Annotated in this window: 14 protein-coding genes, 1 tRNA gene and 1 pseudogene; 7 read left to right on the top strand and 9 right to left on the bottom strand. The window is 57.1% G+C overall.

The window, feature by feature from the left end:
• Positions 1-135: 135 nt before the first annotated feature.
• From O3A94_12370 to O3A94_12360, 3 genes and pseudogenes are all read left to right on the top strand, one after another.
• A pseudogene (locus O3A94_12370) lies at positions 136-816 on the top strand (SapC family protein).
• 133 nt (positions 817-949) lie between these two features.
• Positions 950-1465, top strand: a complete 516-nt coding sequence (locus O3A94_12365; GenBank protein ID MDA1357046.1) for a hypothetical protein — start codon at positions 950-952, stop codon at positions 1463-1465.
• Positions 1466-1624: 159 nt separating this feature from the next.
• Positions 1625-3169 (top strand): AMP-binding protein, encoded by a 1545-nt coding sequence (locus tag O3A94_12360; protein MDA1357045.1) that lies wholly within the window; start codon positions 1625-1627, stop codon positions 3167-3169.
• Positions 3170-3175: 6 nt separating this feature from the next.
• Here O3A94_12360 and O3A94_12355 read toward each other — a convergent pair whose 3' ends face one another.
• From O3A94_12355 to O3A94_12325, 7 genes are all read right to left on the bottom strand, one after another.
• Positions 3176-3868 carry an ABC transporter ATP-binding protein gene (locus O3A94_12355; protein ID MDA1357044.1) on the bottom strand — a complete coding sequence of 231 codons (693 nt, stop codon included), beginning with the start codon at positions 3866-3868 and terminating at the stop codon, positions 3176-3178.
• Positions 3861-4583 carry an ABC transporter ATP-binding protein gene (locus O3A94_12350; protein MDA1357043.1) on the bottom strand — a complete coding sequence of 241 codons (723 nt, stop codon included), beginning with the start codon at positions 4581-4583 and terminating at the stop codon, positions 3861-3863. Before O3A94_12350 ends, O3A94_12355 begins: the two co-directional genes overlap by 8 nt.
• A 20-nt stretch (positions 4584-4603) precedes the next feature.
• The gene (locus tag O3A94_12345; GenBank protein MDA1357042.1) at positions 4604-5632 is read right to left on the bottom strand and encodes a branched-chain amino acid ABC transporter permease; all 1029 of its coding nucleotides are present in this window, start codon (positions 5630-5632) and stop codon (positions 4604-4606) included.
• A 3-nt stretch (positions 5633-5635) separates the two neighbouring features.
• On the bottom strand, positions 5636-6496 hold the full coding sequence (locus tag O3A94_12340; protein ID MDA1357041.1) for a branched-chain amino acid ABC transporter permease: 861 nt from the start codon (positions 6494-6496) through the stop codon (positions 5636-5638).
• Positions 6497-6608: 112 nt separating this feature from the next.
• Complete coding sequence (locus tag O3A94_12335; protein MDA1357040.1) at positions 6609-7856, bottom strand: transporter substrate-binding protein; 1248 nt, start codon at positions 7854-7856, stop codon at positions 6609-6611.
• Between the two features lie 117 nt (positions 7857-7973).
• Positions 7974-8195, bottom strand: a complete 222-nt coding sequence (locus O3A94_12330) for a hypothetical protein (protein MDA1357039.1) — start codon at positions 8193-8195, stop codon at positions 7974-7976.
• A gap of 25 nt (positions 8196-8220) precedes the next feature.
• Complete coding sequence (locus O3A94_12325; GenBank protein MDA1357038.1) at positions 8221-8496, bottom strand: hypothetical protein; 276 nt, start codon at positions 8494-8496, stop codon at positions 8221-8223.
• On the opposite strand from O3A94_12325, the gene O3A94_12320 reads away from it, so the two are divergent.
• The gene (locus O3A94_12320) at positions 8495-8764 is read left to right on the top strand and encodes a hypothetical protein (GenBank protein MDA1357037.1); all 270 of its coding nucleotides are present in this window, start codon (positions 8495-8497) and stop codon (positions 8762-8764) included. The two genes, O3A94_12325 and O3A94_12320, sit on opposite strands and share 2 nt — an antisense overlap.
• A 168-nt stretch (positions 8765-8932) precedes the next feature.
• Here the strand turns inward: O3A94_12320 and O3A94_12315 are convergent, their stop codons facing one another.
• Positions 8933-9865, bottom strand: coding sequence for an N-formylglutamate amidohydrolase (locus tag O3A94_12315; protein MDA1357036.1), 933 nt, complete (start codon positions 9863-9865; stop codon positions 8933-8935).
• 158 nt (positions 9866-10023) lie between these two features.
• Between O3A94_12315 and O3A94_12310 the strand changes: the two genes are divergently transcribed.
• Together O3A94_12310 and O3A94_12305 are read left to right on the top strand one after the other, a co-directional pair.
• On the top strand, positions 10024-10386 hold the full coding sequence (locus O3A94_12310) for a response regulator (protein ID MDA1357035.1): 363 nt from the start codon (positions 10024-10026) through the stop codon (positions 10384-10386).
• Between the two features lie 44 nt (positions 10387-10430).
• Positions 10431-10505 (top strand) — tRNA-Val (locus O3A94_12305).
• Between the two features lie 47 nt (positions 10506-10552).
• Here O3A94_12305 and O3A94_12300 read toward each other — a convergent pair.
• On the bottom strand, positions 10553-11152 hold the full coding sequence (locus O3A94_12300) for a hypothetical protein (protein ID MDA1357034.1): 600 nt from the start codon (positions 11150-11152) through the stop codon (positions 10553-10555).
• Positions 11153-11401: 249 nt separating this feature from the next.
• Between O3A94_12300 and O3A94_12295 the strand changes: the two genes are divergently transcribed.
• On the top strand, positions 11402-13108 hold the full coding sequence (locus O3A94_12295) for a thiamine pyrophosphate-binding protein (protein MDA1357033.1): 1707 nt from the start codon (positions 11402-11404) through the stop codon (positions 13106-13108).
• Positions 13109-13164: the final 56 nt, after the last annotated feature.

Genomic DNA, 13164 nt, shown 5'->3' with positions numbered 1-13164 from the left:
CTCTATCTGACGCAGCAGGTTCAATACATCCTCATCGGAATATCGTTTCCTTGCCATCCAAATACCTCCTCATCTTCGTAAAATATCACGAATTACGTGGCACAGTTATAGGGGGGCAGGACACTCAATAGCGAACAGCATAGCGAACTCTCGATCAAAGAGGGCGGCGATTACAGCTTTTCTAAGGCGACCAATTCCGTACCTCTCAACGCGGTCGAGTTCGGCCTCGCTGTTCGTCATTATCCCATCGTTTTTACAAGCGCCGACCCGGCATTGCCGGTCGTCGTACTGGGTCTTCGATCTGGCCAGAATATGTTTCTCGACAATGGCGGCGCTTGGGAATCCAACGTCTATGTGCCGGCCTATATTCGGCGCTATCCGTTCATCTTTATGAGCAGTTCCGATGGCTTGCAGTTTACGCTTTGCGTGGATGCGGAGTCAGAGCTCTTGGGGATTGGCGGCAAACGCAGCCTGTTCCAAAACGGCGAAGCGACCGATATTACCAATCGCGCGCTGGAATTTTGTCAGGCCTTTCAAGCACAGCATGAATATACCCGCCAATTTGCGGAGGCCGTATCTGAACACGGCCTGTTGAGCGCGCGCGCTGCGGAAGTGACATTGAAATCCGGTGAGAAACTATCCCTCGGCGGTTTCCGGATCATCGATGAAGGAAAGTTCAATGCGCTGCCCAGCGAAGTCTTTCTAGAGTGGCGGCAACGTGGCTGGCTGCATTTGGTATATTCTCATTTTATGTCGCTCAGCAATTGGGCGGGATTAGTTGATAGAACAGCGACGAGTGAGAGCAATGCAAACTAAATCCATGAAGTTCCTGGTTGCGGCAGCTTTCGCCGCACTACTAATTTTTTCTACGCAACACGCGATGGCGGCGTCTTCAGACGGCGATGAAAAATCCGCGGTTATCGAGGGGTTTCGCACCGCACATTTTGGCATGACCGAAGAGGAAGTGCTGAAGCTGGTCGCCAAGGAGTTCGGCATTAAGGGCGATGCCGTTGTGCGCGAGGAGAACAACCTCGAGAAGACCACCAGCCTAATTGTACCGGTCAATAACTTGATTCCGGAAAGCGGCCCGTCGCAGGTCGCCTATATATTCGGCTATGGCTCGAAGAAACTTATTCACGTAAATATTGTTTGGGGCCATTCGGTGGATGCTGAAACCACCGCGCAAAAGCTTGTCGCGACTGCGAATATTTTGCGGAATTATTTTAGTGCGGCTGGATATAAGAACGTAAAAGTCAATCAGCCGGTCGAAGTTGGCAAGACCCTGGTGTTCCGCGGTACCGACGATAATAGTCGCATGGTGCTTCTGGTGTTGAACGCCACGCGTGCTTCCGATGATCAAGGTGAAAATGGCGATGCGAAAGTCCAGAAATTGTCTCTGCGATTATCTTATATCGAGAACCCGCAGAATCCGGATATCTACCGGATTCAAGAGGGGCAGTTCTAAAGCCTTATTTTGCACGCCGCCCCGGGGCTAGGCGTAAGTTAATTGGACGGCGCGGCGTGGCAATGATATGTCCCTCCGCGCCGTTTCTATTTATATAGAACGGCGAGACGGCCGGTTTTCAGGGTATCTCACACGGGCGGCAATTAAACGGAGACGGGCATGAACATCGCGGCGTTGCTGGCTAAAGCAGCCCTCAGTTATTCGGACAGACCGGCCATCACCTGGGGCACCGAGACATGGTCTGACTATGCCAGTTTTCACCGTGCTGCGGGAGCCATAGGCGGTGCGCTCAAACGGGATTATGGCCTGCAAGCGGGCGACCGAGTGGCGATTACCATGTCCAACCGGCCTGAATTTCTAGAATCCCTGTTCGGAATTTGGTATGCCGGCCTCGTTGCCGTACCGATCAATTCCAAGCTTCATCCGGCGGAATTCGCCTATATTTTTGATAATTCAGGCGCGCGGCTGTGTTTTTCTGGCCCGGAACTTGTGCCCGCCATTGAAGAATTGATGACGGAACTTGTGTCCCTGGAAACCGTCATCGCCGCGGGCAGCGATGCTTATAAAAAATTATGCAGTGGTGTGGCGTTGCCTCATGAGAGCCGCGCGCCTGAGGATCCCGCCTGGCTGTTCTATACCAGCGGCACCACCGGGCGGCCCAAGGGCGCGACGCTGAGCCACCGCAATCTATTGGTCATGACGCTCAGCTACTATGCCGATATGGACGTCATCAGCCCGGAAGATTGCGTTCTTCACGCGGCACCCCTTTCTCACGCCTCGGGGCTTTACGCGCTTCCCCACGTGGCCAAGGCCGCCAACAACGTCATTCCAAAAAGCGGTGGATTCGAAGCTGAAGAGGTACTCAGTCTCATTCCGCAGTTTTCCGGCGTCACCCTGTTCGGGGCGCCGACCATGATCGTTCGGCTCATGAACAGCCCCGCCATGGCCGCAGCCGATACAAGAAATCTGAAGCTTCTCTATTATGGCGGCGCGCCGATGTATGTCGCCGACGTTGTGCAAGCGCTGAAGATATTTGGCTCCAAGCTGGTGCAGATTTATGGCCAGGGTGAAGCGCCGATGACTATCAGCTATCTGCCGAGACACTTCTACGCGGAATCGGATCATCCGCGCTATGCCGAGCGGATCGCCTCCACTGGAATCGCGCGAACCGATGTGGAATTTCGCGTGGTCGATGAAGATGATAAACAAGTGCCAACCGGACAGGCTGGGGAGGTGATCGTGCGCGGCGATGTGGTGATGACCGGCTACTGGCAGAACCCCGAGGCGACCGCCACGACGTTGCGCGGTGGCTGGCTGCATACCGGCGATATTGGCAGTATCGATGAAGACGGTTTTCTGACCCTCATGGACCGTTCCAAAGACATGATCATATCGGGCGGCACCAATATCTATCCGCGCGAAATCGAAGAAGTGCTACTGCGCCATGAGGGCGTGCGCGAGATATCCGTCGTGGGCCGGCCGCACGCCGATTGGGGCGAGGAAGTGGTGGCGTTCGTGGTTCGAGCGGAAGGCCCAGAAGTGACTGCCGAGGCTCTGGACACCCTTTGCCTGGCTCATATCGCGCGGTTCAAACGGCCCAAGGAATATATATTTGAGGCCAGTTTACCCAAGAATAATTACGGCAAAGTGATGAAACGCGACCTTCGCGACCGCCTTGTGGCCGAAGCGAGTTTGGCGAAGTAGCGGGCCTTAGATTCCGAGATATTCGTCAACGATCTCCTGGTCGTTTAACTGCGATGGCGCAATGCTGGTGATGATCCGCCCTTTCTGCATGATGAGGACTCGGCCCGCCAGCTTGGCGATGAATTGCAAATCCTGTTCCACCAGGAGAATGGTGAGGCCGAGGGCGGTGCTCAGCGTATCCAGCTTCTCCATGATCTGATCGACGATCGAAGGCTGAATTCCTTCGGTAGGCTCGTCCAGTAGAATAAGTTTGGGGCGCCCAACGAGGCAGCGCGCGAGCGCCAATATTTGTTGTTCGCCGCCGGACAGCGCGCGGCCCGGCCGATTTAACAGGTCCTTGAGCAGCGGGAAATATTCCAGCATCTCGGGGATTGCACTTTCGCCGCCGCGTACGACCTCCCCCATCTTCATGTTTTCCAGGACGGTGAGTTGCGGGTAGATGTCGCGCCCCTGTGGCACATAGCCCATCCCAAGCCGCGCGCGACGGAACCTGGAAAGGCGTGTGATGTCTTTTCCGTTGAAACGGATAGTGCCTCGGTTGGTCTTGATTTCACCGATCAACGTCCGCAGCAGCGTGGTTTTCCCCATGCCGTTATGGCCTAGAATGCCGACAATTTCGCCTTCCTGAAGCGACAGCGAGACGCCTTCCAGGATGGGAATTCGGCCATAGCCGGAATGCAGGGTGTCGACTTCAAGCACGTCCCGATACCCCCAGATAGACTTCGCGCACTGTCTTGTTCTGCTGAATATTCTCCATCGTGTCCTCAGCCAAAATACCACCCTGATGAAACACGGTAACCTGCTTGGCGATCTCTCGAATAAACTGCATGTCATGTTCAACAACGACCACCGTCGTTGTCCGATTGATCTCTCGGATTAAATCGGCGGTGCGGCTGGTCTCATCGACGCTCATACCGGCGGTGGGTTCGTCGAGCAGGATGATGCGAGGCTCGAGCACCATGATCATGCCGAATTCGACCCATTGTCGTTGGCCATGCGCCAGCTCACCGACCAGGTCTGCCGAAATCCCGTCCAGCTCCAGGCGTCCAAGCGCCGTGTTCACGGCTTTGCGCGTGTTTTCCGAATCATGACGAAAGCGCGCGGCAAGCCATAGATTTTCATGCACGCTGAGGCCGTCATAGACATCTGGAACCTGGTTTTTGATGCCTATGCCGAGACGGCTAATTTGATGCGGTGCCGCGCGAGTGATGTCGCTGCCATCAAATATAATGCGCCCTGAGGACGGCCTAAGTTGAGCGGTCAACATCTTGAAGAACGTGCTTTTGCCGGCACCGTTGGGGCCGATCAGGCAGCGCAGTTCGCCACGCGCCAGCTTGAAATCAACGCCGGCAATAGCGCGCACACCGCCAAAGCGCTTTTCTAAGCCGCGGGTCTCAAGGATGATATCGTCCACCGCCACTCCGCTCCTTGGTACTAGCGCCGGCGTAATTTTTGCTGCGCGTAGGACAGCACCATGCCGACGCTCGGCAACACGCCTTGCTGAAACAGTAATACGAAAAGCATCAACACCAAACCGAGAACGAAGGGCACCTGGCCGACACCCTGCGTGCCGAGCCAAAGCTTCAAATACTCGATCCCGATGGCGCCGGCGATCGGGCCGATCAGAGTCGCCTTGCCGCCGACCAGCACCCAGATGATGACGTCCGCCGCGCGGCCAAGGCCAAACATTTGCGGATGGGCAAGTGGCCCCCAAATGGCGAACAGCGCGCCTGAAAGCCCGGCTATGCCGCCGGCGAGGACAAAGGCGCTGAGTTTATATTTGCGCGAGTCATAGCCCAGCAATTCGGTGCGCCGTTCATTCTCGCGGATGCTCACTAGTATGCGCCCGTATTTGGTCAACAGTAGCATCCGAAGACCCACATAGATCAACACCATCAGGACCACCGCAAGTTGGAAAAATCCCTCGAAACTGAATTCCACACTAGTGTCCCATGGAATTTTCAAGGACGGCACGGTGGGAATGCCGTTCTGCCCGTTGAGGCGCACACTGCCAATGACATATTGTTCACCTGACGTGGCGCGGATGCCCTTTTCTAGGATCAAGGTGACGACCAGGGTGATGACACTCAGGTAAATGTCGCTGATGCGGCCATAGATCATGAAATAACCGACGATGGCTGAGAACAGCATGGGCAAGGCCAGGGCGAAGAAGATGGAACCTGTGGTGTCGCCGGTATTCAGCGCCAGCACCGTATAGCCGTAGCCGCCAAGCCCAAAGAATGCGGTTTGCCCAAAGCTGAGGATGCCGCAATAGCCCCACAGAAAACTCATGCTGAGGGCTAACAGTGCAAAGATGAAGTAGCTTGTCAGGTCGATAATGACATAGAGCTCAAGATATTCCGGCATCAGCAGTAAAATGACAGAAGTCGCGCCGACGAACAGCCACCACCACCATTTCGGCGGCGTGCTGGGCGGGTCGAGGGCAAATATTTTAAGCGCCATCGTTTAAACGCCGCGTTTGAATTTGCCGGTGATGCCGAGCGGTAACAGGCGCAACAGAATAATGGCAACAAACAGCACGCTCATTTCGCCGATCACCGAAGAGCCGATATAAGCAACGATTCCGTCGATGGTGCCGAACAATCCAGCCGCTGAAATTGTCCCCAACAACGCCATCTGGCCGCCTGAGATGACGGTGATAAAAGCCTTGGCGATATAGCCGACGCCGAGCGTGGGATAGGCGCCGATCACCGGCACCAGGACCGCCCCGGCAATACCGGTCAGCATCGACCCAAAGCCGAAGGTCAGCATATAGATGAGGCTGGTGTTAATACCGAGGCTGGCGGAAACATTGGCGTTCTGCATCGTGCCGCGGACCACCAAGCCGAACCGTGTGAAACGCCATAGACAATAAGTGCCGACCAGGAGAGCGATCGCGAAGGCGATCATCACCAGGCTATATTGCGAAACGCTATAGTCGCCGACTGGTATGTTGCCCAGCGGCGAAGAGATGCTTTCCGTTTGTGGACCGAATATCCAGGTAATTCCGCCGACCAAAAACAAGCTGAGGCCCCAAGTCGCGAGCAGCGTGTCGACGATGCGGCCATAGAGAAATTGGATGATCGCGCGTTCGACGAGAATGCCAAACAGGCCAACCGCAAGGCCGGAAAGAAATATTGCGATCCACAGGCTCACCCCGGCCTGGGTGATGATGGTACAGAAATATGCGCCCAGCATGAGGAACTCGCCCTGGGCCAGGTTGATAACGCGCATCATGCCAAAGATAACGGCAAGCCCAAGACTGACCAGAATAAACAGGCCAAAAGAAAAGCCGATTTGATAGGCGTAGATCGCGACCTGATCCAACGGGTGCCCCGGGAAATTCAGAACTTGGCGGACAAAAACGCAGGGTTGCGTCTGCACGGCCACCCGCCAGCTGGCGGGTGGCCGTGAGAAACGCTATTTCGGCTATTGGGTCTTATTTGACCTCGACTTCATACTGCATCGTATCGTCCGGGTTGGCGTGAAGGTCGCACACGAGCTGCGTATCCTTCGGCGGTCGCTGCGAGAACGAGTTGATGACGTCGAAGCCTTTATTGCGATTGCCGCGCACGATATGGATATCCATCGTCGTGTGGTTGGTCTGGCCGTCGATCGTATAGGTGCCGCCGGCACCATTTACGGAGACGCCACCCTTGGAGAGCGCATCCATGACCGCGTCAGGATCCGGGCTGCCGGCTTGGCGCACCGCTTCGGCCCAGAGCTTGATACCGCGTTCGCCATATTCGCCATATTCACCGACATAGCCATTGTCGCCGGTATAGGCGTGGAAGCGGCTGACGAAGTCCTTGGCCGCTGCGGTATTCAGATCGTCGACAAACGAGGTGCCGAGAATAATGCCGTCGCCCTCGTCGGCGCTGAGCTGGGTCTGCTCGAGACCAACGCCATAGGTGCTCGAAGCCAGCATCATATTCTTTTTGCCAATGGTGGATTCGAATTGGCGATAGAAAGCGATATGAGCGCCGCCGACCAGCGCCGACCACACCACATCCGGTTTGGCCGCCTGAATGCGCGAGATTGCCGGGGCGAAATTGCTCACATCCAACGGGAAAAATTCCACCGCCAGATCTTCGCCGCCATTGTCACGGATGAGTTTCTGCATCCATTTGCTGGTGATGTGGCCGTAATTGTAATCGGCCGCCAGGATGTAGCCCTTCTTGGCGCCCTGATCCTTGACCACGTAATCGATCAGCGGCTCCAATTGTTGCGCTGGCACCATGCCTGTGGAGACATGTCGGCGGTCGCACACGCCGCCTTCATAAAGTGAATTATAGAACAATAAGCCTTTGAACTTGCGCACGGCGGGGCGCATGACCTCGCGCGAGGAACTGGTGATGCCGCCGTGAATGACATGCACCTTGTCTTTCAACATCGCCTGCGTAGCGTATTTGGTGTTGAACTGCCCGTCCGACTGCGAATCGTAGAACAACAGCTCTACCGGTCGGCCAAGTAGGCCGCCCGCAGCGTTTATTTCGTCCACCGCCATGGCGGCGGCGGAAATCTGCTTCAGGCTGTAAATATTGAGGATGCCCGATCTGTCGAGAATATTGCCGACACGAATTGGCTCTTCCGCGGCGATGCCCGCGCGTCCGAGAACATGCGGCAGGCTGGCAAAAGCAACTGCGCCGGATGCGGCCTGGAAAAATTGTCTGCGACTGAGTTTCATAGCCTCCGTCTCCCTGATTATAGGGATCGCCCCATGCGGGCGATCCTGATCCCATTATCGCTGGAACGGAAATCCGATCAAGCGCTGTAACGACGGCAAGTTATTGAACGCGAGAACTTACCCGGCATGCGTCGCTTGGCGCGACTGCTTGTTGCGTTCAGCATCCGCTTGGACACGGTCTTCGTAGGCGGTCCGGCGTGCTACCGCCCAGGCCTGCTTGACTTTATCGCGGTAGACACGCGCCAGCCTAGGCGTCCAGGAATGGTAACGTGCGATGGCGGTGCTCCAGGAGCGCGCATCGCGGTAGAGGCTCTTCAGCAACAACGCGGCGTAGGCCACATTACTTGCTGGATCGAGGAGCTCTTCAAAAGAGGCTCTTCAGCAACAACGCGGCGTAGGCCACATTACTTGCTGGATCGAGGAGCTCTTCAAAGCTGCCGAACGCATGAGCGTGATATTGAAGATTTATCTGCATGCAGCCGATGTCGATATTGCGCACGCCTTGATTGTAATTTTCGCGAATCTTGACGAGAGCTTCCGCTTTGCTGGCAAAGCGGTGGCCGTTCTGTCGTGCGTAAACGGTCCACGGCCAAGCGATATTGCGCGCTCGCTCGCGGTCCCAAACGCCGGATTTCACCATGGCGATAGCCAGCAAAAGCTGGCTCGGAATATCGAGCCTTTTCTCGGCTTCAGCTATGTATCGCGCGCATATTTCGCCGGTTGACAATCCAGTTTGCTCCGCCCTCGCCGGTGAAGAGGATGAATTAACGGCCACCACAGCAAGTGCGGCCGCGATCGTTGCTGGCAACAGGAGAATCATGCGCATTTCGTTAAATGTGGAAGCAAGCACCGTGCCAAATGATTGGCCGACATTCCAGCTAACCGCAGTACAGCGGCATAACTGCTAGGAATATTTGAAGAATAACTAAGGCAGAGCCCGGACAAGCCGCCAAACTATGAAAAGACGGCGCGTGCCAGAAAGCCTGTGAGCAAGTGATTCCCTGGGTCTCGCACGATTTTTGCCGGCGCTACCTGCATGCAGCTTACCGGCTAATTTGCGTCGCGAAGAATATCCGTCAGGAACCGTTGCCGCGCCGCTTAAGGGGGCGGGCCTCTATTTCAGCCATGATGCGCACGAATTCTCCAAGTCGCTGGGTCAGCGTCGCATGTCCATCCGAGCGCGCATAGCGTGCTTCATCCATATACAGCCCTCGGCTGATTTCGACTTGTATGGCGTGAACGTTTTCAGCCGGGCGGCCATAGTGGGTGGTTGTATGTGCGCCGGCATAGGGCTCATTGCGCGCCACCCGAAAGCCAAGCTCGAGCAGCGCCAATTCCGCATGTTCGATCACCTCTGACGCGCAGGAGGTGCCGAAACGATCGCCTAAAACAATGTCGGCGCGGCGCCGGCCGGCGTCGCGGTCACTCGGCCCGCCGACCGAGGGCATCGAGTGGCAATCCATCAAGATGGCAAAGCCGAAGCGCTCACGGGTTTCATCCACCAAGCGGCGGACCGAATCGTGATAAGGCGTGTAATAATTTTTGATACGCGCCTCTGCCTCGGAAAAAGTTAGCTTCGTGTGATAGATCTCCGCGCCATTGGCAACAACCCGGGCGATGCTGCCGAAGCCGGCGCGCACCCGATCGGATCGTGTCTTCACGAAAGCCGGCAGGGAATCGCAAAACATATTCGGGTCAAGCTCATAGGGCTCGCGGTTGGGGTCGATGTAGGCGCGCGGAAATAAAGCGCTTACGAGCGGCGCGCCATGTAATGGCGCATGCGCGAAAAGTTCGTCGACAAAGCTGTCCTCGGAGCGCCGCAAATCGAATGCGTTGAGCTTCGAAGCGCTGAGGAAGTCATCCTTATAGTCGCTGCCGCTATGCGGCGAGGAACACACCAGAGGCGCCGTCTGCTGGCGTGGCAGGAGCAACTGGACGGCGTCGCCGATTCGTTGGCGCACAATTTTTTCGTTGGTCGGCGTATCGAGAATATCTTCCCTGGCTCTCATGCTCCGGGTGTAGACCAAATTTCCCAGAGTGTCACGGTGATCGCCCGCTGCCGCGCCGTAGCGGCCATTTTACACCGACTAGAAGGCCACAATTAGCGACTTCTTAACAGCTCGCGCGCACCTTGTTGGGCGGGTACATGGCGCGAAACGGGGCCAGCATGGCAAAAATACTGTTGGCAGAAGACGACGAATCGATGCGCTCCTTTCTGGCCCGCTCGCTTTATCGTGTCGGTCATGAGGTCCGCTCGGTCTGCGATGGCTTCGAGGCATTGCCGCATATCGCCGATGGCGATTTCGACCTGTTGGTTACCGATATCGTCATGCCCGGCATGGACGGCTTGGAACTTGCGCGGCGCGCAAGGTTGGCTATTCCTAGCCTGAAGGTAATATTTATTACCGGCTTTGCTGCCGTTTCGCTTAACACCCAGGCCTCCAAAAATTCAGATGCTCGGGTTCTCTCCAAGCCGTTTCACTTGCGCACTCTGGTAGAGGAGATTGATCGCGCTTTGGCCGCAGCATAGAGGACTTGCCTCACGCCCCCTTCGGATGCTAATCGAATTCTCACGGGCGCATAGCTCAGCGGGAGAGCACTACGTTGACATCGTAGGGGTCGTTGGTTCAATCCCAACTGTGCCCACCACCGTCCCATAGAAATTCTTGCCGCGTGTGTCGCCGGCAAGGTCGGTTTTAGCGCCTAATCTCGCAAACGATGTTCCAGCGCACGGCACCCGCTTTATCCAGCTTGTCGTAGTTGACGCGCTGGCGTTTGACCCTGCGGCGGACCTCATCGGTCAGCGCGGCGCGCAACTCTTCCGGTAGCTCGGCGATATCGAGTTCGAGCGTGATCGGCTGTTTGATCGTGGATCTTTTTGTCGAGCGCGCGTTTTTAGCGCGAACCGCGGTTCCGTCTTCCTCATCGTCGGCGTCTGACGATTTCTTATTGCCAAAAATATCGTCCCAGCCCTTGCGGTAGGCGGGTGTGCGCACGCTTGAGAAATATCCGTAATGCACATCGCTGCTGGAAACGGTCTCTTTCTGCGCTTTTTCTCCGCCGGATTTGGCCGATTTTTCCGTGCCGGCATCACCAGATTGTTTCGCGCCGGAATCGGCAGACTTTTCAGCGCCTGAATCAGCCGGTGTTTCGGTGCTGGTGTCTGACGCGCTGCTGGCGTCACTGGCACTCTTGGCCGCTTTCTTTGTTGACGCGGACGGTTTGGTCGCTGCCGCTTTGGCAGTGGATGACGCCTTGGATTTCGCGGCGCCGACGCTGCTGCTCTTTTGGCTCACGGTACTTTTACCCTTGATCGTGTTTGCAATCCGGGGAGTTATACAATTAGTGCCCGCATTGTGCCGCAAAAAAGAATGTGCCTCTCAGAGTTTGTTCTCGCGGTCCGATTTGGTCGTATCGCCGCTCGGTCGTGCGATGGCCGTTGACGGATTGCAGCCAAGGACAGCTATCAATAGGATGCCGGAAATAACCATTCGGGTGTGTGAAAACGTGATCAAGTCAATCGAATACAAGATTGGTGGGCCGCAATGACGGCGCCAAAAGTGGTCCCAAAGGTGACGCCAGCTGCTCCTTCACAGGTCACGTCACAGATTTCGTCCCTGACCCTCGCCGAAGCCATGATTGCGACGCTCAAATCTTGTGGCGTGCGGTTTCTATTTGGCGTCCCGGGCGGAGGCTCCAGCCTTGATTTGATCGCTGCGGCCGACAAGGCGGGCATGACGTTTATCCTTTGCCGGGGTGAGACTTCGGCTGCGCTCGCGGCAGCGGTCTCGGCGGAGTTGACCGGCGCGCCTGGAATCGTCTTGACCGCGATTGGCCCGGGCGCGGCGAGCGCCGTTAATGGTGTAGCCTATGCCCACCTCGAGCGCGCGCCGTTGCTGCTAATCTGCGATTCGCGCGATGCGGGCGAGAATCTTCCGCCGCATCAAGTGTTTGACCTTCAGGCAATGTTTCGCCCGATCGCCAAGGCATGCGTACGTCTGGCGCCGGAATCCGGCGCTGCGCAGTTCGCCGATCTCGTGGCGTTAACCCAGCGCCCTCCTGAGGGGCCGGTTCTGGTCGAACTCTCTTCCGGGGACGCGGCGAGGATCGCCACACTTCAAGCGGCGAATGACGAATCGGCCAACGGCGTCACGATGGAATCCGGCGGCCGGCAGGTTAGTGATGCCCAGAAGGATGCGATGGATCTAGCGCGCGATTTACTGGCGAGCAGCCAGCGCCCCGTCCTTTTGGTCGGGCTTCAGGCCGCTAACCCCGAATTTTCCGCCGGATTGTTACAATTCGGAGAGCGCCTCGGCTGTCCCATCATGACCAGCTACAAGGCCAAAGGCGTGATTGCGGATGCGCACCGCCAAATGATCGGCCATCTTACCGGCGCTGCCGGCGAAGCGGAAGCGATCCGGGGCGCCGATCTCATCCTTTGGGCCGGCGTCGAGCCGGTTGAACTCATTCCGGCGCCATGGCGCCATGATGTGCCGGTATTGGCTTTGAGCGATCGCACCGGGCTGAACTATCCGTTTGCCCCGACGGCGGAATTGGTCGGACCCCTGAGCGACGGGATCGCGGCGCTCAGCGCCTCTTGCCGGCGCTCAGCCTGGACGACGGATGAGGTCGCAGGCCTAAAAGACAGGATGAACATGCGTCTCACACTCGGCGGTGGGGACGGACATACGGCGGAAACTGTGATCGATGCGACCCTCGCCGCGCTGGCCGGAACGGCTGCCGATACGCGCTTCACCATTGATGCCGGCGCACATATGGTTTCCGCGATGGCGCGCATTCAGGCTTTTGAGGCGCGCCAGGTGCTCAAATCCACCGGCCTCTCGACGATGGGATTCGCCCTACCTGCGGCAATCGCATCTGCCCTAGTCGAGCCGGAGCGTCGAACCATCGCTTTTACCGGCGATGGCGGCCTGATGATGTGCATGGCCGAGCTCTCGACTGCGGCCCGCCTGGGGTGCCGCCTGACCGTGATTGTGCTGAACGATGCGGCGCTTTCCTTGATCGACGTGAAGCAACAGCGCCGCCAGGATCGGCCGATCGGCGTACGTTATCCGGCAGTGGATTTCGCGGCGACCGCGCTCGGCCAAGGCTGCCGCGCGTGGAAGGTAGAGCTGCACGAGCCATTGCAACCGGCAATCAGCGCTGCTTTGGCGCATGACGGCGCCGGTCTGATCGACGTGGCGGTGGATCCGGCGCCCTATGGCGACCAATTGGCGGCGTTGCGCGACTAGCGCGACCGCGCAACCGCAAACAATTCACAACAATCCGCCATACTTAACGAACGGTT

The sequence above is a fragment of the Pseudomonadota bacterium genome, from assembly GCA_027624955.1.
Taxonomy (GTDB): Bacteria; Pseudomonadota; Alphaproteobacteria; order UBA828; family UBA828; genus PTKB01.
This window is presented reverse-complemented; position numbering and strand designations above follow the sequence as displayed.

Coding starts and splice junctions, on each gene's coding strand:
- O3A94_12365 (MDA1357046.1), top strand. CDS start 950: ATGACCGAAGAGGAAGTGCTGAAGCTGGTCGCCAAGGAGTTCGGCATT.
- O3A94_12360 (MDA1357045.1), top strand. CDS start 1,625: ATGAACATCGCGGCGTTGCTGGCTAAAGCAGCCCTCAGTTATTCGGAC.
- O3A94_12345 (MDA1357042.1), bottom strand. CDS start 5,632: ATGGCGCTTAAAATATTTGCCCTCGACCCGCCCAGCACGCCGCCGAAA.
- O3A94_12335 (MDA1357040.1), bottom strand. CDS start 7,856: ATGAAACTCAGTCGCAGACAATTTTTCCAGGCCGCATCCGGCGCAGTT.
- O3A94_12320 (MDA1357037.1), top strand. CDS start 8,495: ATGGCGATAGCCAGCAAAAGCTGGCTCGGAATATCGAGCCTTTTCTCG.
- O3A94_12325 (MDA1357038.1), bottom strand. CDS start 8,496: ATGGTGAAATCCGGCGTTTGGGACCGCGAGCGAGCGCGCAATATCGCT.
- O3A94_12315 (MDA1357036.1), bottom strand. CDS start 9,865: ATGAGAGCCAGGGAAGATATTCTCGATACGCCGACCAACGAAAAAATT.
- O3A94_12310 (MDA1357035.1), top strand. CDS start 10,024: ATGGCAAAAATACTGTTGGCAGAAGACGACGAATCGATGCGCTCCTTT.
- O3A94_12295 (MDA1357033.1), top strand. CDS start 11,402: ATGACGGCGCCAAAAGTGGTCCCAAAGGTGACGCCAGCTGCTCCTTCA.